A 25,382-nucleotide genomic window follows, 5' to 3' on the forward strand; every position below is an offset into this window, starting at 1 on the left:
ATTATTAGCACTCATTTATCTTAAGTGCTAATTGTATTGTAATACATATATTTTATTTTTTCAAGCTTATTAAAAAATAAGTCCCAATATTATTGCAAACAAAATTGAAGGAAGCATATTGGCAGTTTTAAAGTCTTTCATCTTAAGCATATTAAAGGCAAGGGCTATTATTAAAAGTCCACCCACTCCGCAAATGTTGTTTATAACTGCAGGGGTAAAAAAATTCTTCAAAATGTTTGCAGCTAAATAAATAAGGCCTTGATATAAAAAAACGCTAAATCCTGAAAAAATCATGCCCCTTCCAAGACTTGCACTCATCATAAAAGCCGAAACCGTATCTAAAATCGCCTTTGATATTAAAATGGAGTTATCTCCTAAAAGGCTGGAATTTAAAGGACCTATTATCGCCATAGATCCAACGCAAAATAAGAGAGAGCCTGTTACAAAGGCCTCTACAAATTTATTTTGTCCAAGGTCATTTTTTTGTTTTTTCAAAAAAATTTTTTGAATTTTTAAACCTAAACCGTTAATTTTTCCTTCAATGTCAATTTTTGTTCCCACAATTGTTCCAAGAACAAGGGCTATTATTACAGAGAGTAAATTATCTCCCTTTAGGGCTGTGTTTATTCCAATAATAAGAACGCTCAACTGAAGGGCATCAATAATTGCATCTTGATATTTTTTAGAAATTTTATCCCCTATAATTGAACCTATAAAAGAAGCAAATATTATTCCAAAAGAATTTATTAAAATAGCTATCATATTTTTCCCAACTTATTTTCTCTGCCATAGAAAAAGAGGTATTGTTGAGCAAAGCCTGCAAAATCTTTAAATAATTCTCTTCCCCTATCTGCAACTTCTGTTTTTTTAACTGTTTCCTTAAAATACAATTCTTCCATTACTCTTTTTATCCAAACATCAACAGGAAAAGATTCGCTTCTGCCGTAAGCAAAAAGAAGGATACAATCTGAAACCTTAGGTCCAACTCCTGGAAGTTTTTGTAACTCTTCTGAAGCAAGTTTTAAATCTTTTGTATAAAAAGAATTTATATCTATTTCCTCATCATAAATCATATTCGCGGCTTTTACTATTCTCTCATCACGAAAGCCAACTTTTGCAAATTCTCTTAAATCTTTAGGATCTGCATTTTTTAAAACTTCCGCCTTGGGAAAAGAATAGTAAGTTCCAAAGGGATTTTCTATTTTTTCTCCGTACATTTGACTTATGATTTTTATACTCTTTTTGATTCTTTTTATGTTGTTATTGGCACTTATTATAAAGCTTATAATTGTTTCAAAGGGATCTTGATTTAAAATCCTTATTCCTCTTCCATATTCAATTGCCCTCTTTAAAACTTGATCCTCACTTAAATCATTTATAATTTTTAAATAATCCCTATTTAAATCAAAATAATTTCTCCAAATTTTATTAAAGTCATCTTCATCAGAGTTTTTAATTATAATGTCCTTTTCTTTTTTACTTATATTTATAACTCTATCGTGGGCAACATTGGTAAAAGAACCGTCTTCTTCCAATTCCCATCTAAAGGCCTGTCCGCACAAAAAAATGTGTTCCGGATTAAAGTCGTCCATGTTTTTTAAAATTATTTCTTTTTCATTGTTTTTATAGATCTCATTCATACTTAAAATTTTAACACATTTTTTTAATTTTAAACTTTTAATAATATAAAAAACAAGCAGCAATGCTACTTGTTTTTTTTAGTGTTTTCTTTTAAATAATAAGACAGGGTAAGTAGTGAGTCGTTAAGTCTTACATTTTCAACAACTACGCTTTCTGGTGCCTGAATATCAACAGGAGCAAAATTCCAAATGCCCTTTACATTTCCTCTTATAAGGATGTCAGCAATCTCTTGAGCTACAGCTTTGGGAGCACTTATAATACCGACATCTATTTTATTTTCTTTTAAAAATTTACTTAGCTCACTTATACTTTTAACTTTTATACCGCCGACAAGAGTCCCTGCAACTTCATCAATATCAAAGAGCATATCAATTGAAAAGCCACTTTTTTTAAAGCCTGGATATCTTGCAATTGCACGTCCAAGATGTCCAACTCCCACAACAACTGCTTTATAATCTCGATCTATTCCTAAAATTTTGTCGATTTGACTTCTAAGATCTGCCGCATTATAACCGTAGCCTTGTTGCCCGAATCCTCCAAAATTGTTTAAATCCTGTCTTATTTGTGAGGCTGTAAAACCAGTAAGCTTTGAAAGTTCACCGGAAGAAATTCTCTCAATTCCTCCGTCAATTAATTCTGTTAAATATCTGTGATAAATTGGAAGGCGTCTTATGACCGTATCAGAAATTTTCTTTTCCATATCCACCTCCGAAAGTATGTTATTATTATAACAATAAAAAACTTCTTTGTAAAACTTTAATATAAGTCCCCTACTGTGATAAAATTTTTGTGAGGTAAAAAATGGCAATAATAAATATTCAAAATTTATATAAAAATTTTATAGATAGAGAAATTTTTTCAAATGCTTCTCTCATTGTGGAGGAAAAAGATAAAATCGGTCTGATTGGAAATAACGGAACTGGTAAGACTACCCTTTTAAACATTATCTCAGAAGCTATATCCTTCGACAGGGGCGATTTTTTTAAGACAAAGGACCTGAGTATTGGCTACTTAAAACAAGACCATATTTGGGCGGATAATTTAAGCCTATATGATGTTTGTCTCAGAGCTTTTAAAGATATTATAAAAATTGAAAAAAGACTTTCTTATTTAGAAGAGAAAATGAGCAAAAATCACGATGATTTAGAAAATACTATGGAGGAATATTCCATTCTTCAAGAAAAATTTCAGGCTCTTGACGGATACAGCTACAAGTCAAAAATCCGTGGAACTTTAAGGGGCATGGGCTTTTCTGAAGATGAATTTAATAAGCCTGTAAAAAATCTTTCCGGCGGTCAAAAATCAAGGCTTTCTCTTTTAAGCCTTTTATTGGAAAACCATGATCTTCTCCTTCTTGATGAGCCTACAAACCACTTGGATATTGATGCTATAACTTGGCTGGAAAAATTTTTAAAAGATTATAATAAGGCCCTTATAATAATTTCTCACGACAGATATTTTTTAAACAACATAGTAAATAAAATAGTCCTTCTTGAGGATAAAAATCTTACTCTTTTTAAAGGAAATTATGATTATTATGTAAAAGAGCGTAAAAAACAAATTGAGCTTAAAAAGAAACAATATGAAAATCAGGAAAAAGAAATAAAACGTCAAGAAGAAATAATTGCAAGATATTTAAGCCTCGGTAGAGATAGGTTTATAAGAGCTGGAAAGAGCAGGCAAAAACTTTTGGACAAAATGAAAAGACTTGAAGCTCCAAAAGAAAAAAATCAAACTCTTGTAAAATTTAAAGTTGATGTGGAACCGGGAAAGGACATCTTAAAAGTTGAAAATTTAGAAAAGTCTTACAAGAAAAAAATCTTTGAAAATATTTCTTTTGAGGTCTACAAAAATGACAAGATCGGCTTGACCGGTCCCAACGGAATTGGAAAAAGTACGATTTTTAAAATTATTACTGGGAAAATTAAAGACTATAAGGGAGATTTTTCCCTGGGAGCCAATGTAAAAATCGGGTATTTTGATCAGGAAATGGAAAATTTATCCTTGGAAAAAACTGTAATTGATGAAATTTGGGACGAGTATCCTAAATTATCCTACTATGATATTAGAAAATATCTAGCTCAATTTTTATTTATAGGAGACGATATTTTTAAAAATATTTCAGAACTTTCCGGCGGCGAGAAAGCCAGAGTAAGTATTTTGAAAATCATGCTTAAGGGGGCAAATTTTTTGCTTCTTGACGAACCTACTAACCACCTGGATATTGATTCAAAAGAGGGTCTTGAAGATGCCCTTATAAATTATGAGGGAACTATCCTTGCAATTTCCCACGACAGATATTTTTTAAATCACGTTGTAAATAAAATATTTTTTATGGAAAATTCAGAAATTAAAGAATATCTTGGAAATTATGATTATTATCTTGAAAAGACAAGAGTTTCTGAAGAAGAGGAAGAAGAATATATTTCAAAAACCAAAAGGGATGAAATTAAAAAATTAGAAAGAGAAAAACGGCAAGAAAAAAAACTTATTGAAAGGCAAAAAAAAGAATTGGAAGAAAAAATTTCCAAATCTGAAAAAAACTTATCCACAATAGATGCAAAGCTTGAAACCTACAGTAAATCTGGAGATTACGAAAAAATCTTAGAACTTACAGAAAAACGTGAAAGCCTTGAAAATACTATAAATGACCTATATGAAAAGTGGATGGAGATTAATTAAAAATAATCTTCATCCACTTTTTTTATTCACAGGGCAAAATGTTATAATTACTTTATCCCCAAAGTTATTAACATTATCCACAAGGGTTAGAACAAATATTTGTTGACATTTATAAGTTTATTTTTATGCCCTCAAGTTTATTTTTTTCTCTTTCTCCTTCCAACAATTTTTTAACAACAAATCGAGTTTTAGGAGCTTCAACATTTATTCTATAGCTTCCTCTTTGGTCTTTTCCTTTTATAATTAAAGTTCCGCTTTTTTCCTCATAGATATTTTTAATGCCTTCATAGGGAAAATTGTAAATTCCAAAAACCAAACCATCCTCATAAATTCCCGCTTGAACATCGTATTTTTCTCTTCCGTTTCTAAAGGGTCCCTTTTCCTTAATAGTGAAAATCTTTATATTGTCTTTTTCTTCCACAGTGGGAAAAATTCCGCTATAAAGATTCATTGTAAAAGTAAAAAGAACGAGAATCATAATAAGGGGGTTGGAGAGTTTATTAATAAGTAAATTATCTCTTAAATAAAGTTGTCCCAAGAAAAAGGCATTTAGAAAAATTACAAAGGCTACATAGACAAAGACATTTAAATATAATCTGGTCTTTCGCATAGTAAGTCCCTTTAAAGATAAAATCTGGTTATATTCTTTAAGCATGGCAATAGTCGTAGTTAAAAACATAATATTTACAATAGCCCACAAAATATTTAAAACTGTGGTATCTTCCACATAAGGACTGGGTCCAAAATATTTTTCGCTTCCAAAAGCTATTATTAATGATATAAGACCTATAAAAATTGTACTTTTTTTCAAAACAAAAACCTCCTTTAATATTGTAACATAAGGGGTATAAATAAAGAGGAGGCAATATGAAATATTATAAAAAAAGTGACGATGAATTAAGAAAAACTTTAAGTAAGATTCAATATGATGTAACTCAAAATAGCGGAACTGAAAGACCTTTTTCTGGTGAGTACGACAATTTTTTTGAAGATGGAATTTATGTAGATATAACCAGTGGTCAACCTCTTTTTTCTTCAAAAGATAAATTTAACTCTGGTTGCGGTTGGCCAGCTTTCTCAAAGGTTATTGAAAATACAAAATTAATAGAGCTTAGAGATGAAAGGTTCGGTATGCACAGGATAGAAGTTCGTTCCAATGCAGACGCCCACTTAGGTCATCTTTTTAATGATGGCCCTAAAGATCTTGGAGGATTGAGATACTGCATAAACAGTGCAAGTTTAAAATTTATCCCCAAAGACAGGCTAAAAGAAGAAGGTTATGAAGAATATTTAAAATTGTTTGATAAGGATAAAAATAAAGATTAATTCTATGTATTAAAAAAGCACCTTTAAAAGGTGCTTTTTATTTTGTTTTTATCTTCTATTTTGGTTGTCAACCCATTCTTTAGCTTCTTCAACTGCATCTTCAGTAGGAATTTCAACTCCTGTTTCAGGATCTTTTCCTGCAGTTTTTGAATAAATATCACTTGCTGGTTTGTGAGCTTCTTTAATTTCACTATCTTGCTCAATGTCTGCTTTAACTTGTTTTAATCTCTTATTTGTTAAATTTTCTCTTGCTTCTTTTTCTGACATAATAATCCTCCTAATTAATTTAAAAAATTTTAATTCTCTATTTATTATAACACTAAAAGCAAAAACTTTAGGTATTCTTGCAATAAATAATTTTACAGTTCATACTGTTAATAATAGGAATGAGGTGGAAAATGCTTAAAACAATATTATCACAAGTAAAAGAATACAAAAAATATGCTCTATTAAGTCCCCTATTTGTAACTTTTGAAGTGCTTTTTGATATTTTAATTCCCTATTTTATGAGTGTTATCGTTGACAAAGGAATAAACCTTGGAGATGAGGACCTGATAGTAAGAATGGGAGTTTTTTTGGTAATTTCAGTTTTATTATTATTCATATCAGGAATTGCATCAGGATATTTTGCAACCAAAGCTTCAGCAGGACTTGCGAAAAATTTGCGGGACTCCATGTTTAAAAATATTCAAGGCTTTTCCTTTGAAGATATAGATTCTTTTTCAAAGGGTTCCTTATTAACGAGGATGACAACTGATGTGCAAAGTGTTCAGCTTTCCTTTCAAATGTCCACGAGAATAGCCATAAGGTCTCCCTTATTATTAATCTTTGCATTTTTTATGAGTTTTAAAATAAATTCAAAACTTGCCATGTATTTTTTAATTATGATTCCCCTTATGGCCTTTGTCTTAATTCTTGTAATAAAGAAAGTTTATCCCTATTTTAAAAAAGTTTTTCAACTCCTCGATAAATTAAACACTCATGTTTCTGAAAACTTAATAGGTATAAGAGAAGTAAAAGCCTTCACTCGTGAAGACCAACAAATTTCTAAATTTAATGAAATCTCAAAAGATTTATACCATAAATATATTTATATTCAGAAAAATTTTATGATGCTTATGCCCTTTATGAATCTTTGCGTATACAGTATTTCTCTACTTATAGCCTGGCTGGGAGCAAAATTTATTATCTTAGGTTCCATGAAAACTGGTCAACTTATAAGTTTAATTACCTACTCCTTTCAAATACAAATATCTCTTGTGATATTCGCCATGGTCTTTACTCAAATTGTAAATTCAAGAAATGCAGCTGAGAGAATAAGTCAAATAATAAATAAGGATTCCAGTTTAAAGAATGGCAAAAAAAATGTAAATATCGTAAAAGACGGAAGCATAAGTTTTGAAGATGTATGCTTTTCCTACACTGATGATCTTAATAAACTTGCCCTTAAAAATATAAATTTAAATATTAAAGCAGGAGCTAATGTAGGGATAATAGGTTCAACAGGTTCTTCAAAATCCACTTTAGTTCAACTTATACCAAGGCTTTATGATGTTACAAAGGGTTGTGTAAAAGTTGGCGGCCTCGATGTGAGAGATTATAATCTAAAGGCTCTTAGAGATAGTGTTGCCATGGTTTTACAAAAAAATCAATTATTTTCAGGAAGTATAAGAAGCAATTTAAAATTTGCAGATGAAAATTTATCTGACGAAAAAATGATTGAAATTTTAAAGGTTGCAGGAGCTTACGACTTTGTAAAAGAAGCTGGAGGTCTTGATGCAAAAGTTGAAAGAGGAGGAAATAATTTTTCCGGAGGGCAAAAACAAAGGCTTACCATTGCAAGAGCCCTTCTTAAAGATCCAAAGATCTTAATTTTAGATGACTCCACTTCCGCTCTTGACAACACTACTGAAAGAAAAATCGTAGAAAACTTAAATAAATATTTACCGAATTTAACAAGGCTTACCATATCTCAAAGAATAAACTCTTTAAAATATGCAGACACAATTATAGTTATGGATGAAGGAGAAATTGAATCCATAGGAGATCATGAGTATCTTTTAAAGAATTCAAAAATATATAGAGAAATTTCTCAATCTCAAGAAAGAGAGGGGGATTTTGATGAAAAAAAATAATATTAGAAAGTTATCTAAAAATGATAATTTAAAAGTCGGAAAAAGACTTTTAAAATATATTATTAAAAAACACAAATTTAAATTAATTTTCGTTTTCTTCTTGGTAATTTTTTCTACAATATCAGGAATATCTTTTTCTGTATTCTTAAAAACTTTAATAGATTCTTATATCAGTCCATTAATTGGAGTAAAAAATCCTGATTTTTCTCCCTTATTAAAGGCAATTTTAACTATGGCTTTAATTTTTTTAGGTGGAACTATTTCAAATTTTATCTATCAAATGATTATGGTGTATGTAACTGAACAAACCTCCTATGATTTAAGAGAGGATGTTTTTAAACATTTACAAACTCTTCCCATAAGTTATTTTGATGAAAATTCTCACGGAGATATTATGAGTGTCTTTACCAATGATATTCAAGCTGTAGAACAAGTTATAGCAAATTTACCCATACTTTTTTCTTCAATAATGTCTATAATTTTAATAATTTTGGTTATGCTTTTTGAATCTTTAAGTTTAACTTTAGTTGTAGGTCTTTGCCTTGTGCTTTTGTACATTATAATGAAATTTATGGGCAAGAAATCCTCATCCTACTTTATAAAACAACAGGAAACTTTGGGAGAAGAAAATGGTTTTATAGAAGAGAGAATAGAGGGACAAAAAATTATAAAAGTTTTTTCTTACGAAGATAAAACAATGGAAGAATTTAGAAAAATAAACGAAAGACTTTTTGAAAACACTATGCTTGCCAACAGATACTCTCTATTCTTAATACCTATAGTCTTTTCAGTTTTTAATCTTCAATACGCTTTTATAGCCCTAGCTGGAGGCCTCATGGCCCTTAGTGGAAAATTTAATATAAGTGTAGGACTTATTGCAACTTTCTTGCAACTTTCAAGAAATTTATCAGGACCTATGAGAAACATCTCCTCTATGCTTAATCAAGTTTTACTTGCCCTTGCTGGAGCCTATAGGGTTTTTAATCTTTTAGATCAAGAGTCGGAAGAAAACTTAGGAAAAATAGAACTAGTAAGAATAAAATACCAAGGGGATAAAATTATAGAATGCAAAGAAAATACCGGACTTTGGGCTTGGAAAAATCCGGAAGATTTACAAAATCCCTACACCCCTCTAAAGGGTGATATAAGATTTAATAATGTTACTTTTGGCTACAAGGAAGGGGAAGCTGTTTTAAAAAACATTTCTCTTTTTGCAAAACCTGAAGAAAAAATTGCCTTTGTCGGTTCCACAGGAGCTGGCAAAACTACAATTACAAATCTTATTAACAGATTTTATGATATATGGTCAGGCTCCATAAGCTTTGACGGAATAGACATAAGAAAAATAAATAAAAAAGACCTAAGAAAATCTTTAGGCATGGTTTTGCAGGACACTCATTTATTTACAGGAACAGTAAAAGAAAATCTTCGTTTCGGTAAATTAGATGCCACTGATGAAGAAATAATAGAAGGGGCAAAAAAAGCAAGAGCCCACTATTTTATAGAGCTTTTGCCTAAGGGATATGAAACTATAATCTCAGGAAACGGCAGTGAAATATCTCAAGGACAAGCCCAACTTTTATCCATAGCCAGAGCGGAAATATTAAGTCCTCCAGTTTTAATACTTGATGAAGCAACATCTTCTATAGACTCGAGAACTGAAATGCTAGTGCAAAAATCCATGGATCAAGTTATGAAAGGAAGGACAACTTTTGTAATAGCTCACAGACTTTCAACAGTTCAAAATTCAGATGCGATTATGGTTCTTGAAAAAGGAAATATAATTGAAAGAGGAGACCATAAGGATTTAATAGAACAAAAGGGTCTTTACTACAAACTTTACAACAGTGGTCTTGAAGAATAAAAATAAACGGCTAAAATATTTAGCCGTTTTTTAATGAATTTATTTAATAAAATTATGGTAAACTTAACTTATGGAAAATAAAAACACTTTTACAAAATTTTTAATTTATTTTTTAATATATCTTTTGACTTCTGCCGTAATTTATTTTTTTAACATAAGAAGATTGTATTTAATATTTAATACAGGCCTTGCCTTTATTCCCTTTATTTTAACTTCTTATGGAAAAAGAGAAAAGACAAGGGGCATATTTTTAATTTTAGCAGTCTTAGTTGCAATAATTTTTTATCCCAACTGTATTTATATGTTTACGGACTTTATTCACATAAAAAGAAGCGACTACTATACAAACATAAATCAAGTAATTTATGTTTTCAATTACTTAAATTGGCTTCGCCTGGGCACAGATTTAATTATGATTTTACTGTCCCTTATCTTGGGCTATGAAAGCTTTGTAAATTTAGTTACAATTTTTAAATGCAGAGGCCATATCCTTGCGGAATTTATCCTTTTAATTTTTTTCAGCGGTCTTGCTTCTTTAGGCGTATATTTAGGCAGATTTATAAGATTAAATTCCTGGGATATTTTAAATCCTCTATCACTAAAAATGCAAATAACAGATATAATTTCAAAAATGAACCTTAACGACTACTATCTTCTATGTGTTTTTGCAGGAGTTCATTTCCTTGTTATCTTGCTTTTTGCAAATTTAAAAAGATAATTATTTGTGATAGGGTTCATTATTAATAATTTTAAAAGCCCTGTAAATTTGCTCTAAAAGATTGATCCTTATAAGTTGATGAGGTAGAGTCATTTTTGAAAAAGAAAATGACTCATTTTTTATTTTTAATACATTTTCACCAAGCCCTAAACTTCCTCCGATAATAAAAACAAGGCTGGACTTGCCATGAATCATTAAAGAATTTAATTTTTCTGCAAACTCTTCGCTGGTTCTTTCTTTGCCCTTAATTTCAAGACTAAAGCAGTAATCTCCATCTTTTATCTTTGATAAAATCCTCTCTCCTTCTTTTTGGAGAATCAATTCTCTTTCCCTGTCAGTTGGATTGTCAGGAGTTTTTTCATCTTCAACTTCAATAATCTCAAACTTGCAAAAGGCAGATAATCTTTTTAAATATTCCTTTTGAGCTTCTTTTAAATATTTTTCTTTTAAATGGCCAGGACAAATTATTTTTATCTTCACTTAATCTCCACTTTTTCCTTTAAATCTTCTAAATTTTTCCTATGATCCTCTTCATTTACATAAGCAAGGCAATTCTTTAATAAACTTACTTTTTTACCAGTCTTTAAAAGTTCAAGAACAGTTTCCCTTACACAATACTCCGATGCAATGCCGCAGACAATAAATTCCTCCGTTTGAATTTCATGTAACTTTTGTCCCTCAGCATTTTCTCCATTAAAGGCACTGTATTCTTCAATATCATCATTAAGCCCTTTCTTATATGTGTTTTGAGAATTTGGTCTTTTGTCCTCAGAAAGTTTTAAAAACTTTTGAGATAATTCTGCTCCATAAGTATTTTCAAGACAGTGAATAGGCCAAATGCCTCCGTTAACCTTAAAGCTCTTATTATTTTTACTGTGCCAATCCATTGTATAAACAGGATTTACCTTATTTTTTTCAATATATTCTACAATATTATCTATAGCTTCCTGACCCTTTAAACAGGCAAGACTTCCACTTATAAAATCATTTTGACAATCAACAACAACTAAAGTTTTCAAAATAAACCTCCCAAATTTTATGTATAAAAAAAGGGAGCCAGGCTCCCTATTAAAATTAAAGTAATTTTTCAGCTTCTTCAATAGCCCTATCAAAGTTTACTTCATGAGTAACTTCAGGAACTATTTCAACATATTTTACAGTGCCTTCCTTATCAACAATGATAACACCTCTTGTAAGAAGTGCAAGTTCTTCAATCATAAAGCCATATTTTTTTGCAAAATCTCTGTCCTTATAATCACTAACTATAATAGCCCTGTCAATTCCTTCAGCTGCACAAAATCTTCCTTGAGCAAAGGGAAGGTCCATGGAAACAGTTACAACCTTTACATCTTTACTCATTTCAGTAGCCTTTTCATTAAAAGTTCTTGTTTGAATTGAGCAAACTCCCGTATCAATGGAAGGAACTATACTTAAAATTACAACTTTTCCTAAATCATCACTTAATTTATATTCGCTTAAATCATTATTAACTGCCTTAAAATCAGGTGCCTTTTGTCCAACTTCAACTTGCTTTCCACAAAGAGTCATCTTTGTTCCGCCAAATGTTACATTCATTATAATAACCTCCTAAAAAATAAAATCAATCTACATATAATTTATATCCAAATCAAAAAAAATTAAACCATTATAGTATACTTTTAAAATTCTTTTACAAAATAATTTTTTCTTTTGTAATTAAAAAACCGAAGAAAATTCCTTCGATTTTATTTTTATATTTTTTTAATTTTAGGAAGGTGGAAGTTACATTTTAAGGATATAAGCCTTATTATTACCACAATGGAAAATGTTATTATCATTAAAAAATTTTTGTTTATATCTGTTTTAAAAAACATTATATATGCTAAGGCTCCTAAAAAAGATGCGACTGCATATATTTCTTCTCTAAATATAACGGGAATGTTTCCTGCCATTACATCTCTTATTACTCCTCCTCCTACTCCTGTTACCATGCCCACAAATATCAATAAAAATTTACTTTCATAACCCATGCTTATTGCGGTATTTATTCCTGTTACAGTAAATGCTCCAAGACCTATGGCATCAAATAAAAGCATTATTTTTTCTATTTTTTTCATTGTACGAGAATTTATAAAATCAAATTTTACATAAAAAATTGCAAATAATATTAAACTGGATATTAAAGAATATATGGCAAGTTTTGAATCTCTAAACATTTGTGGAGGAATATTTCCAAGAACCAAGTCTCTTATACATCCCCCTCCTAAGGCCGTCACAAGCCCAAGGACGACTACTCCAAGAAGATCCATACTTTTTCTTATGCCCACCATAGAACCTGCAAAGGCGAAGGATATGGTTCCCAAAAGTTCAAATAATATGTCCATAGCTTCGTAGTTCATTTTTTTCTCCTAACTATTATAACAATTAAAAATAATGCTACAAGGCTTCCAATAAGGTTATATACTAGGTCTTTTACTTGGGGCGCTTTTGTATATATAAAATAAAAATTTAAGGCAAGTAAAATTATTTCTATTAAAAGACCGATTAATCCCACAATTATTAATTTATTCTTATCTTTTTTTACAAAGTCCATTAAGTATTTTAAAAGTATATATTGTATAAAACCTACTATGGGAAGTATTATTACTTCCCAGGGCCTTTTCATTTGATATTTTATTAAAGAATAAGTGGCAAGATATGCCTGAGCGCCTGCTATTGCAGCTAATAAGTTTTTTATTATTTGTTCAAACATTATTTTAACAAACGCTCCTTTAAATCTTTTACTCTTTCAACTATTTCATCTGCTCCGAATTTTTCCAATTCTTCCTTGCTTCCATATCCATAGAGGACTCCTATAGTTTTAAGCCCGTTTTCTTTTGCTCCCACTATATCTGAAAATCTGTCTCCTATCATAATTGCTTCTTTTGTTTTTAATATTTGAAGAGCTTCTCTTATGACCATGGCCTTTGTATTTTTTTCAGTTGTTGAGCCTTTTATTGTCTCAAAATATCCATCTATCTTTAATCTTTTAAGGATCATTTTTGCGTGAGCTTCAGGTTTTGATGTTGCCACTGCAATTTTATGTTTTTTTGAAGTTTCTATTATTAAATCTTCTATTCCTTCAAATAAATTGCATTCATTAATGGCTTTTTTCAAATAAAAATCTCTGAATATTTCTGTGGCTTCTTCTATTTCTCTTTCATTCATTCCCAGCTTTTTGAAGCTTTCATGAAAGGTTGGCCCTACATATTTTAAAAGATCTCCGTATTTTTCTTTTTTTATGCCCATTTCTTCAAAGGTTATTTTAAGTCCTTCTACAATTCCCTTTTGAGAATCTATTAGAGTTCCATCTAAGTCAAATAAATATATCATGTCTTCTCCTATTTTTTAATTTTATTTAATCTTAACATAAAATTCAGTTTAAATAAGTTGGGTTTTTATTTTTTAATAAAAAACCCCATAATATTTTCATATTATAGGGTCTTTTATTAATCTAATATTTCAAGGATTTTTTCTAAAAATATTCTTTGTGTTTCTAAAAGCATTTCAAAATTTAATTTTTGCCAATTTAAAAATAATTCAAATTGTCTTTCAGCATAAGTTTGTTTCATCAACTGGCCTTTTTTTTCAGAAATCTTGGCCGGCAACTCAGGATTTTTCCTTAAATCTACCCTTTTTTCCTTGGGCGGATGCATTTCAATAATAAGTTCTCCAAAATTTTTATCTTCTTGAACTTTTATTTTCTTTGTTTCCTTTTTTTCGGCTTTAATTTCTATTTTTGCGGGAACTTTTCCCTGTCTTAAAATTATCTCATTTTTTTGATTTAAATATTCTTTGCTTAACTTTATTATCTCTTGATCTTTTACTTCCTTAAAAATTATGCCCGAAGAAAGGTCTAGTATTTTTTCATTCAGATCTTCTTTTTTAATTTTTTTAAAGACAAAGGGAATTTGGAAGCCCTTATTAAATTTCGAATCTTTTAAAGCAGAGCCTATTGCAATTTCTTCACTACATATCCAAACTATATCGCCCTTTTTTATTTTGCTCATGCCGTTTAAAAGAATGGATGCTTTTCTTTGATTTTCCAATTTTTTTCCAATTAACTTTTTATATTCCATAAAATCTTTATAAGCTTCTTTAACTTCTAAGTTAAAAAATATACTTTTGGAATTTAAAAAATCTTCAAATACCCCTTGGTCTGCAATAAGTCTATAAACTGAAACCATATTTTTTCTTCCTTTTTTATTTTTCTCTATGTTCTTTTAAAAGTGTATCCTTTACTTCCCACAATTTTTGAGACAAATCCACTATATATTCATGAGGATTTTCAAGCCTTTTAACTTCATCCCAAAGAGAATCCAATTCATTTTTAGCTCTTTCTCTTATTTCTTCCAAAGTTGGCTTTTTATAAATTAATTTTCCTTCCCTGTAAATTTGCACAAGAAGAGGCTTTACATAATAATCTTTGAAAGTCTTTCTCTTCCAAGTGTAAATAGGATGGAAAAGTTCAATAGGCTTACTTTCATCTATTTTTTCATCATGTAAAGTTATAAGATCTGCCTCAGCTTTTCCTGTCTTCTTGTCATAGATTCTATATAGATTTTTAAAACCTGGAGTTGTAATCTTGCTTACATTCTCTGAAATTTTAATAGAAGGACGAATATTTCCGTCAGCTTCCTCAATTCCCACAAGTTTATAAACTCCACCAAAAACAGGAGAAGATTTTGAAGTTATAAGCCTTTCTCCAACTCCAAAACTGTCAAGTTTAGCCCCCTGCATTAAAATGTTTTGAATTGTCCACTCATCAAGAGAATTTGATGCCATTATCTTTGCATCTTTATAGCCAGCCTTGTCCAGCATTTTTCTTGCTTCCTTAGAAAGATATGCAATATCTCCTGAATCTATTCTTATTCCCTTAGGCCTAAATCCTCTGGGAACTACTTCCTCATCAAAAACTTTAATTGCATTTGGAACTCCCTCTTTTAAAACATCAAAAGTATCTACAAGAAGCAGACAATTGTCTGGATAAACCCTTGCATATTGTCTAAAAGCTTCAAGCTCAGAATCAAAAAGTTGAACCCAAGAATGAGCCATAGTACCAAGAGCGGGAACCCCGTAAATCTTTTCAGCAAGAGTATCTGCCGTTCCGAGACAGCCTCCTATATAAGATGCCCTTGCTCCCAAATTTGCCCCAGAATATCCTTGAGCCCTTCTTGAGCCAAATTCAACCACAGGACGACCTTCAGCAGCATTTACAATCCTATTTGCCTTTGTTGCAACCATAGATTGATGATTTATTGTTAAAAGCACCATAGTTTCCAACATTTGAGCTTGGATAACAGGTCCTCTTACTATTACAAGGGGTTCTTTAGGAAAGGCAATTGTTCCTTCTGGAATTGCCCAAACATCGCATTTAAATTCAAAATTTTTTAAATATTTTAAAAATTCCTCATCAAAAATTCCCTTGGTCCTTAAAAAGTCAATGTCCGAATCATCAAAGTGGAGATTTTCCATATAATCTATAACTTGTTCAAGACCTGCTATAATTGCATAGCTTGCATTGTCGGGAACAGAACGGAAAAACATATCGAAAATAACATTTTTTTCCTTAAGTCCAACTTTAAAATAACCGTTGCCCATTGCAAATTCATAAAAATCGCAAAGGAGGGTTAAGTTTTCTTTTTTTTCAAAATTCATTTTTTCTCTCACTTTCCTTATCTTTAGTCAATTATATTATTAAAAAAAAATCTTTTCAAGAAATAGGAAAAATTTATCAAGTTTTAAAATTTTTAAAATGCTTCATGTTAAGGATCCTTGTTTTATAAAATAAAAAATCACCTTATTTTTAAGGTGATTTTTCGATTTCTTCTTATTTTTCTAATATTCTTGACAAAAATTCTTTTGTTCTTTGATTTTTTGGATTGTTAAATATATTTTCTGGACTGTCTTCTTCAAGGATTACTCCCTTATCCATAAATAATACCTTTGTTGATACGTCCCTGGCAAATTCCATTTCGTGGGTTACTACTATCATGGTCATTCCTTTTTTTGCAAGTTTTTTCATAATGTCCAAAACTTCTCCTACCATTTCTGGATCAAGGGCTGATGTTGGTTCGTCAAAAAGCATTACATCAGGTTTCATTGTTAAAGATCTTGCTATGGCAACTCTTTGTTTTTGTCCTCCTGAAAGTTGTCTTGGCCTTGCATTTTGATATTTTATCATTCCCACGTCTTCTAAGTTTTTTTTGGCAAGTTCTTCTGCTTCTTCTTTTTTCATCTTTAGCACTTTTATGGGACCTATTGTGCAATTTTCAAGGACTGTTAAATTTTCATAAAGATTAAAGGATTGAAATACCATTGCCATTTTTGTACGGATTTTTCTTAAATCTACCCTGCCTTCAAATATGTTTTTGCCTTCAAATATTACATCTCCTGATGTTTTTTCTTCAAGGCCATTTATACATCTTAAAAGGGTACTTTTTCCTGATCCTGATGAACCTATTATGGATACTACTTGTCCTTTTTCTACTTTAAAGTTTATATCTTTTAATACTTTATTTTTACCAAAGTTTTTTTCTAAGTGTTTTATTTCTAAAATTTCCATTTTACACCTGCATTTGATTTCCCATGGAAAGTTCGTAAGTTTCCGGTCCTTCCATTTTTCTTTCAATCCATCTTAAAAGGTTTGTTATTATTGTTGTCAATAGTAGATAAATGATACTTGTTATAAGCATGGGTGAAAAATAATCTCCACTTGCTCCTCCTATGGATTTTGATGCAAAGAAAAGTTCATTTATGGCTATTACGTTTAATACCGATGTATCTTTTATGTTTATTACAAATTCGTTTCCTGTTGCTGGCAAAATATTTCTCATTGTCTGCGGTATTACTATATAGAGCATTGTTTGAAGGTGACTCATGCCGGAACTTGTTGCCGCTTCAAATTGTCCCTTATCCACTCCTATTATTCCTCCACGAACTACCTCAGACATATAGGCTCCTGTGTTTATGCTTACTATAAAATAAGCTGCAAGCATTTTATCAAGGGTTATATTAAATAATATGGGCATTCCATAAAATATAAGCATGGATTGAACCATCATGGGTGTTCCTCTGAAAACTAAAATATATATGGAGAGAATAGCATTTATAATTTTTTGAAAAATTCCCTTTGAACCTTTTTGTTTTGGGATTGTCCTTATTGTTCCTACTAAAAGTCCTATTATTAAGCCTACTATTGTGCCGAATATAGAAATTTTAAGGGTAACTATTGTTCCGTTAATAAACATGGGGCCGCTTGTTGCCCAAATGTTGGAAATTTTATTTAGCATTTATTAATTTGCCTCCGAAATTGGTTGCACTGAAAGTGCTTCTTCCATTAATTTTTGTCTATCTTCTTGGGTTAATGTCTTTAAAAATTCATTTATCTTATCTTTTAATTCTGTATTATCTTTTTTAAGTCCAACTGCAATTCCTATGTCTGAATCTGATACGTCAAATCCCTTTCCTTCTTCAAAGCTTACATAGGTAAAATCATCTACTGCTTTTGTTATGGAAAGTCCTTCTGGAAGCTCTGCAACATATCCATCAATTATACCACTTTTAAGGGCAACTCTTTCTTGAGAAAAGTCACCTATGGGGTCTTGTTTATCTATGCCTGGCATTTGATCTAATACATCATAGTGGAAGGTGTTAAGTTGACCTGTAAGTTTTGCTCCTGCAAAGTCATTTATTGATTTTGCATCTTTATATTTTGAATCTTTTTTTACTACAACTATTAAATCGCTCTTCCAATATAAGTCGGAAAAATCTATTTCTTCTCTTCTTTTGTCTGTTGGGCTCATTCCTCCTATAATTGCATCTATATAGCCTGCTTGAAGGGCTGGTATAAGTCCTGACCATTCCATTTTTTGAATTACAAGTTTTTTACCAAGAGAATCTGCTATTTTCTTTGCAATTTGTACGTCATATCCATTTGCAAATTCTTTTGTATCTGCTATGGGAACTGCTCCGTTTTTATCGTCTGTTTGTGTCCAGTTGTAGGGAGCATACATAGCTTCCATTCCTACTGTAAATGTTTCTGAATCCTTTTTTTCTTTTGCTTGTTGAGAATCCTTACTTCCACATGATGTTAAAATCATTATTGATACAAGTAAAATACTTATTAATTTTTTCATTTTTTTCCTCCTAATTTTTAAATCAAAATAAAAAAAGCTTCCGCCCCAAGGGACGAAAGCATCGTGTACCACCCAATTTTATACATTTCTCGCAAAATGTACCTCTTTAAGTTTAAACTTATTTGTTAACGCCAACTACGTCTTGAAATATTACTTCAAGAAGCTCCGAGTCCTTATTCTTTGAAAAAGTATCTGTGCTCTTTCACCTTACAGCACTCTCTAAGAGACCTTTTTTCCAAATACTCTTCTCTTCATCGCTAAAACTTTAAACCATTATACACAAAGTAATTTTTAAAAACAAGGGAATTTCAATTTATTTTTGTTTTTATTTTAAATAACCTAAATTTTTTGATATTTTTTGAGAACAAAGAAGCAATTTTTTCTTTAAAGCTTCAACATCCTTGTCAATAATTCTAAATTTAGGTCCAGTTATTGAAATAGCACCTTCAATTTTATTTTGTCCGTTTATTATTGCCGTTCCCAAACAATAAATCCCCTTTTCATTTTCTTCATCATCTATGGCTATTTTACTTTTTCTAACTTCTTCAATTTCTTTTAAAAAAGCCTCTAATTTTATATCTGATTTTTTTATAAGGCCTTCTTCAATAGTTTTTTTAACAATTTCTTTTATTTCACTATTTTCAAGAAAAGACAAAATTGCCTTTCCTACTGAAGTTTTTACTAAAGGAGCCCTTCTTCCTATTCTGGAATTTAAAGTAATTGCATTTTGTGCGTCAATTTTATCAACATATACTACATAAATTCCGTCACGAGTGACAAGATGGACTACTTCATTTATATCTTGAGACAAATTTTTTATAAATTCATGGCTTATTCCAATAAAATCCATTCCCGCAAGTTTTGTGTTTGCAAGAGAATAGAGTTTATATGTAAGAGAATATTTTGAATCTTCATCTTGTTTTACATATCCAAGGGAAATAAGGGTATTTAAAAATCTGTGAACCGTTGACTTGTGAAGATTAACTTCCTTGCTTAGTTCAGTAAGACCTGCTCCCGCAGGAAATTTTTCAAAACTTTCAAGAATATCAAATACTCTTACAATGGATTGTATTTTATCTTCCATAATTACACCTCTTAACTTACTAAAGTTAATATTAACACAAAAAAAAAATAAATTCCTATATTTTAAACTTTTACCCTTGACTGAAAAATCGATTTCATATATACTCTAATTGGTTTTAAATTACGAAAGTTAGTTTTATATTATGAAACTTTTTGGAGGGAAAATGAATAAATTAGAAGTTTTAAAAAGAGTTCACGAACTAGGAATAGTAGCTGTAATTCGTGGAAAGAATAAAGAAGAAGCTTTAAATTATGCAAAAGCCTGTGTTGAAGGTGGAGTTGATATTCTTGAAGTTACTTTTACAGTTCCCGGCGCAATTGATGTACTTAAGGAATTAAATGAAGAAGTTAAGGATGCACTTTTAGGTGCAGGTACTGTTCTTGATCCAGTTACTGCAAGACTTGCAATAATGAACGGAGCAAATTTCATAGTGTCTCCTTCCTTTGATAAGGATGTTGCAAAAATGTGTAATCTTTACGGAGTTCCTTATATGCCAGGTTGTATGACTCCAACTGAAATGACTGAAGCCTTAAAATATGGCGTAGACATTATTAAAGTCTTCCCAGGTTCAGCTTTTGGTCCTTCATACTTCGGAGCAATCCACGGACCCCTACCTCATGTTAACCTTATGCCAACAGGTGGAGTTGACATTGACAATGTTGGAGAATGGATTAAAAAAGGTTCTTATGCTGTAGGTGTAGGTTCCAAACTTGTTAAAGGTAGTAAAGAAGAAATTATAGAAAAAGCAAGAAAATTTTTAAATAACATTAAGGAGGCTAAAAATAATGGCTAAAAAAGTTGTTACTTTAGGTGAAATAATGCTTAGACTTTGCACACCGGGCTTTGACAGATTTGTTCAAGCTGATAGTTTTGACGTTATCTATGGCGGTGGAGAAGCTAATGTTGCAGTAAGTCTTTCAAATTACGGTTTTGATGCTTATTATGTTACAAAACTTCCAAAGCATGAAATTGGACAAGCTGCTGTAAATGCTTTAAGAAGATACGGCGTTCATACAGATTACATTGCAAGAGGCGGAGACAGGGTTGGAATTTATTTTTCTGAAACAGGTGCTTCCATGAGGCCTTCAAAGGTAATCTATGATAGAGCAAACTCTGCAATTGCAGAAGCTGATGTAAGTGATTTTGATTTTGATGAAATTTTTAAAGATGCAAAATGGTTTCACTTCTCAGGAATCACTCCTGCAATAAGTAAAAAAGGTGCTGAAATTACAAAAGCTGCTGTAAAAGCTGCAAAAAAACATGGAGTTACAGTTTCTGTAGACTTAAATTACAGAGCAAAACTTTGGACTCCTGAAGAAGCACAAGAAGTTATGAGAGACCTTATGCAATACGTTGATGTTTGTATAGGAAACGAAGAAGATGCTTCTCTTTGCCTTGGATTTACACCAAAGGGACTTGATGTAACAAAGGGCAAACTTGATATAAAAGGTTACGAAGTAATCTTTAAAGAAATGATGGAAGAATTTGGCTTTAAATATGTAGTTTCAAGTTTAAGAGAATCTTATTCAGCATCAGATAACGGTTGGAGTGCTTGTATCTATGACGGAAAAGAATTTTACCACTCTAAGAAATATGATGTAAGAATTGTAGACAGAGTTGGTGGAGGAGATTCTTTTGCATCTGGAGTTATATGTGGACTTCTTGACGGTAAATCTACAAAAGATGCTCTTGAATTTGGAGTTGCTGCATCTGCATTAAAACACACAATAAGAGGCGACTTTAATATGGTTACAAGAGCTGAAGTTGAAAATCTTGTAGGTGGAGACGGCTCAGGGAGAGTTCAAAGATAAAAAAGAAATTAACAAAAATTTGATAAATATTTTCCAAAGGCCTGCAAATAATTTGCAGGTCTCCTTTTTATTAAAAAAGGGTTCAACTAAAACATAAGGCATTTTTAGTCGGACCCTTTAAAATTAATATCCCTTTTTAAAATTTACAATATTTATTAAATCTCTATTTTCAGAAAGAGCTTTTAAATTATATAAAATCCCCATCATTCTCCTGTCATTGTAATTTTCAGCATCATCGCTCATGTGAGGGCTTATATAAATGTTTTCAAGATCCCACAGAGGACTATTTTTATCAAGAGGCTCTATATTGGCAACATCAATGGCAGCAGCCTTTAATTTTTTTGACTTTAAATTTCTATAAAGAGCTTCTTCATCAATAATAGAACCCCTGGAAATATTAATTATGCTAGCTCCGTCTTTTAACTTTGAAATAAAATTCTCATCAATCATTTTATTAGTCTTAGGAGTGCCCGGTAAAGTTGACACAACAAAATCAAATTGGGATAAATCTTTATATAGATTTTCTTTAGAATAAACAAAGTCAAAATATTCAGCACCTTGTCCCCTTGTGTTGTAACCTGAAATTTCCATATCAAAAGCTTTAAGCCTTTTTGCAGCTTCATGAGCAATGGAGCCTGTACCTAAAATTAAAACTTTTTTATTATATAAAGTTCCCACATGATCATCAGGTCTTTTCCAAATTTTTTTCCTTTGATTATCAAGGATACTCCTATTTTCTTTTTGAATTTGCAAAATATTATAGACAATCCATTCCCCAATAGGCTCAGAATATGCCCCATGGTTGTTACATAAAATGATATTATTTTTTTCTATATAAGAAAGATTTAGGTAATCAAGCCCTACTGAATCTAAAAATATATACTTTAAATCTTTAAAATTATTTAAAAAATCCTTGGGCATGCTCTTATACTCAAGACCTAAGCAAAGGACCTGAGCATCAAGAGGAAGGTTGACCTTTAAAGAATCTTTTAACTTTGAAAAATAAACTTCATGCCCCATTTTTTCAATTTCTTCTTTATAAGAAAGAAATTTATCCCTTAAAAAAAGAACCTTCATTTAAAAACCTCCGTAAAAATCTTTTAAAGTCTTAACTAAATCATCATAGCAGTCAACAAAAATACAATGACCACTATCTTCAAAAACCTTGTACTTATTATTTTTTCCAAAATAATCTAAATTTTCAAACATTATCTCAAGAGGAACAACCAAATCATATTTGCCATGAAGGAAAAATAAGGGTACATCAGACTTGCCCTCATAGTCAAAGGATCTTACAGCCCCATTTACATCAGATAAGTTTTTTTGTTTAAGAGCCTGAGAAACAAAAAAATCAATAGTAGAAGAATCCGGCATGTGTCTGTTAAAAAGAACTCTTTTAAAAATATTTTCAATGCTTATTTTTCTAAGATCAGCCTCAACATCAAAAAAAGCCGACTTATATAAATTTTTCATTTCATTATAAGTATAAAGATAATCCCTATTTATATTTTTAATATAGTCATTGTAAGCCGAAAAAATATTAAAATTTAAAAAAGACTTATATAGATCACTCCCTAAATTATCATTGGTCTTTTTAAGACCCCTAATTCCCATGGAAGATAAAAAAACTCCGCTTTTTATTCTGTTTTTAATCTCCGGATTTTTAAGAAGCTCCATAAGAACTCCCCCTCCCAAAGACCAACCTATTAAATTAATTTTATCTAAATTAAGCTCTTTAATTAAAAGAGCCATGTCCTCAGAAAGATCATAAACGCTTTTTATTCTGTTTTTATAAGAACTTTCTCCAAATCCTCTTAAATCCGGTGCAATAAAATTTTTTCCAAGGCTCTTTCCAAGTTTTATCATGATCTCTTTAGAAGTCATATTTCCATGAATTAAAAAATTCACTTCTTTATCATCATTAAAGCAATAAGAAAAATAAGAAATTTTTTCTCCGTTTGAAAGATTTATTTCCATAAATCCCCGCCTCCTTGTGCAAATTGAAAATATATCCTATCTATATTATAATAACAAAAGGAGTGATTTTATGGAAATATTTCAAACACTTCCCACAGTGGTTAGACAAAATCCTGAAGAGAATTTTCAAATAGTAAGAGCAGACCTTGTCCTTGGAGACAAACTCTCTCTTGCCGTTGATATATTAAATATGTCCGAAGAAATCGGAACGGGAATAAACTTCGCCGTAAAATTTAAAGACCAGTTTGACAATCCTCTTTTTAACGGATTAGAATGGTCTTTTTCAGCTAGCGGATTTGAAGCTTTGCCCCATAAAATATATTACATAAAAACTTTTACTCTGGACTCCCGTTTTACAGAAGCAAGAGCTGTAGAAATCAGAATAGAAAAAGTTCAGCTTAAAAATTCAAAAATATATAAATACGACAAGGATTACGAGTACGAATTTATTCTTCCCGTTATAACAAGCCAAAAAATGGAAAAAATTAAAAGCACCCTGGGTCCTGAAATAAACACCTACGGAGAAAATACCATTTACGGTTGGAGATGTGTGTGCGGTGCTCTCAATGGAAAAGACGAAGAAGAATGTAAAAACTGCAAAAGAAACAAAAACTTTGTCCTTAACAATTTAACAGAGCCTCTTATAAATTTAAAAATGCTCAATCTTCTAACTCTTAATGAAAATGAAGATAAAGAAAAATTAAAATCAAGTTTAACTCAAACAACCCTTTCAAAAGTTGTTCCATCCCCCGAAGAAATTGAAGAAAAAAGGATAAATGAACCTAATCAAAATTATAGAAGAGAAAAAAGTTTAACCCTATTTTTTTCAAAACTTATAAAATTTTTATGGATAATCATATTAATTTTATCTCTATCTTTTGCAGGCTTAAAACTAGTCTTTAGATTTAATGATAAAGAACTTTTAACAAGTGGCATAAATTCCATAGAAGAAGGATCCTACGACAAGGCCCTTAAAGAATTTATGTCCATAAGAAATAAAAATCTTTCAAAAGAAAAAATAGATCAAGCAAGAGCCCTTATAAAAAGTGACCGTGCAAACAAAGAAGGAGATAACTTTATTATCTCCGGAGACTATTTAAATGCAGCAAAAAGTTTCAGAAAAGTAATAGAAGAAGACGGAAAAAATTATAAATCAGCCCAAGATAAAATTTTAGGCCTAGAAAAAATATTTTTAGACCGGGCAAAAAGAGAAGTCCAAGAAAACAATCCGGAAAAAGCAAAAAATACCCTTAGCTCATTTTTACAAGTAATACCCGAATCAGCAAAAGCAACAGCTCTTTTAGAAGAATTGAAGGGACAAAAAACTGAAAATTCTGGAAAAATTGACGAAAAAACAGAATCGGAAGAAGAAGATAAAACCAGGGCCGACCTTGTAAGCCAAGGACAAGCTTTATTAAACAGCTATCAAAAAGTTCTTTGGGACAATGCCAACCTAAGAAAGGGACCCAGCATAAACTCTGAAATAATTACAAGTTTATCAAAAGGAACAGACCTTTACATTAAAGACACAAAAATAGAAGGCAACAAAAGAATCTGGTGCCTGGTAGAAACAAAAAATGAAAAAACTGGTGAAAGTTTTGAAGGTTGGATCTCAAACAAAGTTATGGAGGCTGCAGAAAAATGATTTATTTAAAAGTCGAAGTATTTATTCCAAAAGAAAATGTGACAAGTCTTGTAAATAAATTAAACGAAAAAGGACTTCTTTTGGACGGCAACTATGATTATGTCTACTGCGAAAGCCTCGTAAGAGGACATTTCAGACCCCTTGAAGGAGCAAACCCAGCAGTGGGAAAAATCGGACAAGTCACAGACCAGGAAGAAATTAAACTGGAATTTAGAATAAAAAAAGAAAAAAAAGAAGACGTGGACAAAATAATAAAATTAAATCACCCCTATGAATGTCCAGTAATAAATTATATACAATTAATTTAAATATTGGAAATAATAAAATTCATAAATTAAAATTT

General features: G+C 30.8%; 28 protein-coding genes and 1 other annotated feature. Of the genes, 9 read left to right on the forward strand and 19 right to left on the reverse strand.

What is annotated here, in order from left to right; all coding sequences use genetic code 11:
- Positions 1-69: 69 nt before the first annotated feature.
- From J2S72_RS05605 to J2S72_RS05615, 3 genes are all read right to left on the reverse strand, one after another.
- Complete coding sequence (locus tag J2S72_RS05605; protein WP_307495143.1) at positions 70-762, reverse strand: DUF554 domain-containing protein; 693 nt, start codon at positions 760-762, stop codon at positions 70-72.
- Entirely contained in the window at positions 759-1,640 is an 882-nt protein-coding gene (locus J2S72_RS05610; protein ID WP_307495144.1) for a DNA-3-methyladenine glycosylase family protein, read from the reverse strand. The genes J2S72_RS05605 and J2S72_RS05610 overlap by 4 nt, the downstream gene beginning before the upstream one ends.
- 65 nt (positions 1,641-1,705) lie before the next feature.
- Positions 1,706-2,341 carry a redox-sensing transcriptional repressor Rex gene (locus J2S72_RS05615; protein WP_307495145.1) on the reverse strand — a complete coding sequence of 212 codons (636 nt, stop codon included), beginning with the start codon at positions 2,339-2,341 and terminating at the stop codon, positions 1,706-1,708.
- Between the two features lie 101 nt (positions 2,342-2,442).
- Here J2S72_RS05615 and J2S72_RS05620 point away from each other — a divergent pair, with 101 nt between their 5' ends.
- The gene (locus J2S72_RS05620; protein WP_023056073.1) at positions 2,443-4,323 is read left to right on the forward strand and encodes an ABC-F family ATP-binding cassette domain-containing protein; all 1,881 of its coding nucleotides are present in this window, start codon (positions 2,443-2,445) and stop codon (positions 4,321-4,323) included.
- A gap of 109 nt (positions 4,324-4,432) precedes the next feature.
- Here J2S72_RS05620 and J2S72_RS05625 read toward each other — a convergent pair whose 3' ends face one another.
- Positions 4,433-5,134 carry a hypothetical protein gene (locus tag J2S72_RS05625; protein WP_023055997.1) on the reverse strand — a complete coding sequence of 234 codons (702 nt, stop codon included), beginning with the start codon at positions 5,132-5,134 and terminating at the stop codon, positions 4,433-4,435.
- A gap of 56 nt (positions 5,135-5,190) precedes the next feature.
- Between J2S72_RS05625 and msrB the strand changes: the two genes are divergently transcribed.
- Complete coding sequence (gene msrB, locus J2S72_RS05630; RefSeq protein WP_023056076.1) at positions 5,191-5,649, forward strand: peptide-methionine (R)-S-oxide reductase MsrB; 459 nt, start codon at positions 5,191-5,193, stop codon at positions 5,647-5,649.
- A gap of 48 nt (positions 5,650-5,697) precedes the next feature.
- Here msrB and J2S72_RS05635 read toward each other — a convergent pair whose 3' ends face one another.
- The gene (locus J2S72_RS05635) at positions 5,698-5,916 is read right to left on the reverse strand and encodes a CDIF630_02480 family spore surface protein (RefSeq protein ID WP_023056025.1); all 219 of its coding nucleotides are present in this window, start codon (positions 5,914-5,916) and stop codon (positions 5,698-5,700) included.
- Positions 5,917-6,047: 131 nt separating this feature from the next.
- On the opposite strand from J2S72_RS05635, the gene J2S72_RS05640 reads away from it, so the two are divergent.
- The 3 genes from J2S72_RS05640 (at position 6,048) to J2S72_RS05650 (ending at position 10,366) form a co-directional block, all read left to right on the forward strand.
- Positions 6,048-7,784 (forward strand): ABC transporter ATP-binding protein, encoded by a 1,737-nt coding sequence (locus J2S72_RS05640; RefSeq protein WP_307495146.1) that lies wholly within the window; start codon positions 6,048-6,050, stop codon positions 7,782-7,784.
- Positions 7,771-9,648, forward strand: coding sequence for an ABC transporter ATP-binding protein (locus J2S72_RS05645; protein ID WP_307495147.1), 1,878 nt, complete (start codon positions 7,771-7,773; stop codon positions 9,646-9,648). Before J2S72_RS05640 ends, J2S72_RS05645 begins: the two co-directional genes overlap by 14 nt.
- A 70-nt stretch (positions 9,649-9,718) precedes the next feature.
- Entirely contained in the window at positions 9,719-10,366 is a 648-nt protein-coding gene (locus J2S72_RS05650; RefSeq protein ID WP_307495148.1) for a DUF1361 domain-containing protein, read from the forward strand.
- Here J2S72_RS05650 and rlmH read toward each other — a convergent pair whose 3' ends face one another.
- From rlmH to J2S72_RS05710, 12 genes are all read right to left on the reverse strand, one after another.
- On the reverse strand, positions 10,367-10,846 hold the full coding sequence (gene rlmH, locus J2S72_RS05655) for a 23S rRNA (pseudouridine(1915)-N(3))-methyltransferase RlmH (protein ID WP_023056117.1): 480 nt from the start codon (positions 10,844-10,846) through the stop codon (positions 10,367-10,369).
- Positions 10,843-11,385, reverse strand: coding sequence for an isochorismatase family protein (locus J2S72_RS05660; RefSeq protein ID WP_023056038.1), 543 nt, complete (start codon positions 11,383-11,385; stop codon positions 10,843-10,845). The genes rlmH and J2S72_RS05660 overlap by 4 nt, the downstream gene beginning before the upstream one ends.
- Positions 11,386-11,440: 55 nt before the next feature.
- Positions 11,441-11,941: a thiol peroxidase gene (gene tpx / locus J2S72_RS05665; protein WP_023056122.1), complete on the reverse strand. Its 501-nt coding sequence runs from the start codon at positions 11,939-11,941 to the stop codon at positions 11,441-11,443.
- A gap of 155 nt (positions 11,942-12,096) precedes the next feature.
- Positions 12,097-12,744, reverse strand: coding sequence for a trimeric intracellular cation channel family protein (locus tag J2S72_RS05670; protein WP_023056007.1), 648 nt, complete (start codon positions 12,742-12,744; stop codon positions 12,097-12,099).
- Entirely contained in the window at positions 12,741-13,097 is a 357-nt protein-coding gene (locus J2S72_RS05675; RefSeq protein ID WP_023056096.1) for a hypothetical protein, read from the reverse strand. Before J2S72_RS05675 ends, J2S72_RS05670 begins: the two co-directional genes overlap by 4 nt.
- Positions 13,097-13,717: an HAD-IA family hydrolase gene (locus tag J2S72_RS05680; protein WP_023056015.1), complete on the reverse strand. Its 621-nt coding sequence runs from the start codon at positions 13,715-13,717 to the stop codon at positions 13,097-13,099. The genes J2S72_RS05675 and J2S72_RS05680 overlap by 1 nt, the downstream gene beginning before the upstream one ends.
- Before the next feature lie 116 nt (positions 13,718-13,833).
- Positions 13,834-14,571 carry a hypothetical protein gene (locus J2S72_RS05685; RefSeq protein ID WP_023056087.1) on the reverse strand — a complete coding sequence of 246 codons (738 nt, stop codon included), beginning with the start codon at positions 14,569-14,571 and terminating at the stop codon, positions 13,834-13,836.
- Between the two features lie 16 nt (positions 14,572-14,587).
- The gene (locus J2S72_RS05690) at positions 14,588-16,042 is read right to left on the reverse strand and encodes a nicotinate phosphoribosyltransferase (RefSeq protein ID WP_307495149.1); all 1,455 of its coding nucleotides are present in this window, start codon (positions 16,040-16,042) and stop codon (positions 14,588-14,590) included.
- Positions 16,043-16,214: 172 nt separating this feature from the next.
- On the reverse strand, positions 16,215-16,949 hold the full coding sequence (locus tag J2S72_RS05695; protein ID WP_023055999.1) for an amino acid ABC transporter ATP-binding protein: 735 nt from the start codon (positions 16,947-16,949) through the stop codon (positions 16,215-16,217).
- A gap of 1 nt (position 16,950) precedes the next feature.
- Positions 16,951-17,676, reverse strand: coding sequence for an amino acid ABC transporter permease (locus J2S72_RS05700; RefSeq protein WP_023056083.1), 726 nt, complete (start codon positions 17,674-17,676; stop codon positions 16,951-16,953).
- 3 nt (positions 17,677-17,679) lie between these two features.
- A complete protein-coding gene (locus J2S72_RS05705; RefSeq protein WP_023056000.1) occupies positions 17,680-18,522 on the reverse strand; it encodes a transporter substrate-binding domain-containing protein in 843 nt (280 codons plus the stop codon).
- Between the two features lie 45 nt (positions 18,523-18,567).
- Positions 18,568-18,786: a binding site (T-box leader), on the reverse strand.
- Positions 18,787-18,847: 61 nt separating this feature from the next.
- A complete protein-coding gene (locus J2S72_RS05710) occupies positions 18,848-19,606 on the reverse strand; it encodes an IclR family transcriptional regulator (protein ID WP_023056114.1) in 759 nt (252 codons plus the stop codon).
- A 163-nt stretch (positions 19,607-19,769) separates the two neighbouring features.
- On the opposite strand from J2S72_RS05710, the gene J2S72_RS05715 reads away from it, so the two are divergent.
- The gene (locus tag J2S72_RS05715; RefSeq protein ID WP_307495150.1) at positions 19,770-20,399 is read left to right on the forward strand and encodes a bifunctional 2-keto-4-hydroxyglutarate aldolase/2-keto-3-deoxy-6-phosphogluconate aldolase; all 630 of its coding nucleotides are present in this window, start codon (positions 19,770-19,772) and stop codon (positions 20,397-20,399) included.
- On the forward strand, positions 20,392-21,417 hold the full coding sequence (locus J2S72_RS05720; RefSeq protein ID WP_023056030.1) for a sugar kinase: 1,026 nt from the start codon (positions 20,392-20,394) through the stop codon (positions 21,415-21,417). Before J2S72_RS05715 ends, J2S72_RS05720 begins: the two co-directional genes overlap by 8 nt.
- A gap of 123 nt (positions 21,418-21,540) precedes the next feature.
- Here the strand turns inward: J2S72_RS05720 and J2S72_RS05725 are convergent, their stop codons facing one another.
- Both J2S72_RS05725 and J2S72_RS05730 read right to left on the reverse strand, forming a co-directional pair.
- Positions 21,541-22,494 (reverse strand): NAD(P)-dependent oxidoreductase, encoded by a 954-nt coding sequence (locus J2S72_RS05725; protein ID WP_023056098.1) that lies wholly within the window; start codon positions 22,492-22,494, stop codon positions 21,541-21,543.
- Positions 22,495-23,394 (reverse strand): alpha/beta fold hydrolase, encoded by a 900-nt coding sequence (locus tag J2S72_RS05730; protein WP_023056078.1) that lies wholly within the window; start codon positions 23,392-23,394, stop codon positions 22,495-22,497.
- A 70-nt stretch (positions 23,395-23,464) separates the two neighbouring features.
- Between J2S72_RS05730 and J2S72_RS05735 the strand changes: the two genes are divergently transcribed.
- Both J2S72_RS05735 and cutA read left to right on the forward strand, forming a co-directional pair.
- The gene (locus J2S72_RS05735; RefSeq protein WP_023056047.1) at positions 23,465-25,039 is read left to right on the forward strand and encodes an SH3 domain-containing protein; all 1,575 of its coding nucleotides are present in this window, start codon (positions 23,465-23,467) and stop codon (positions 25,037-25,039) included.
- On the forward strand, positions 25,036-25,347 hold the full coding sequence (cutA, locus tag J2S72_RS05740; protein ID WP_307495151.1) for a divalent cation tolerance protein CutA: 312 nt from the start codon (positions 25,036-25,038) through the stop codon (positions 25,345-25,347). Before J2S72_RS05735 ends, cutA begins: the two co-directional genes overlap by 4 nt.
- Positions 25,348-25,382: the final 35 nt, after the last annotated feature.

Origin of the sequence: Peptoniphilus koenoeneniae (genome assembly GCF_030812875.1) — a bacterium.
GTDB lineage: Bacteria > Bacillota > Clostridia > Tissierellales > Peptoniphilaceae > Peptoniphilus_B > Peptoniphilus_B koenoeneniae.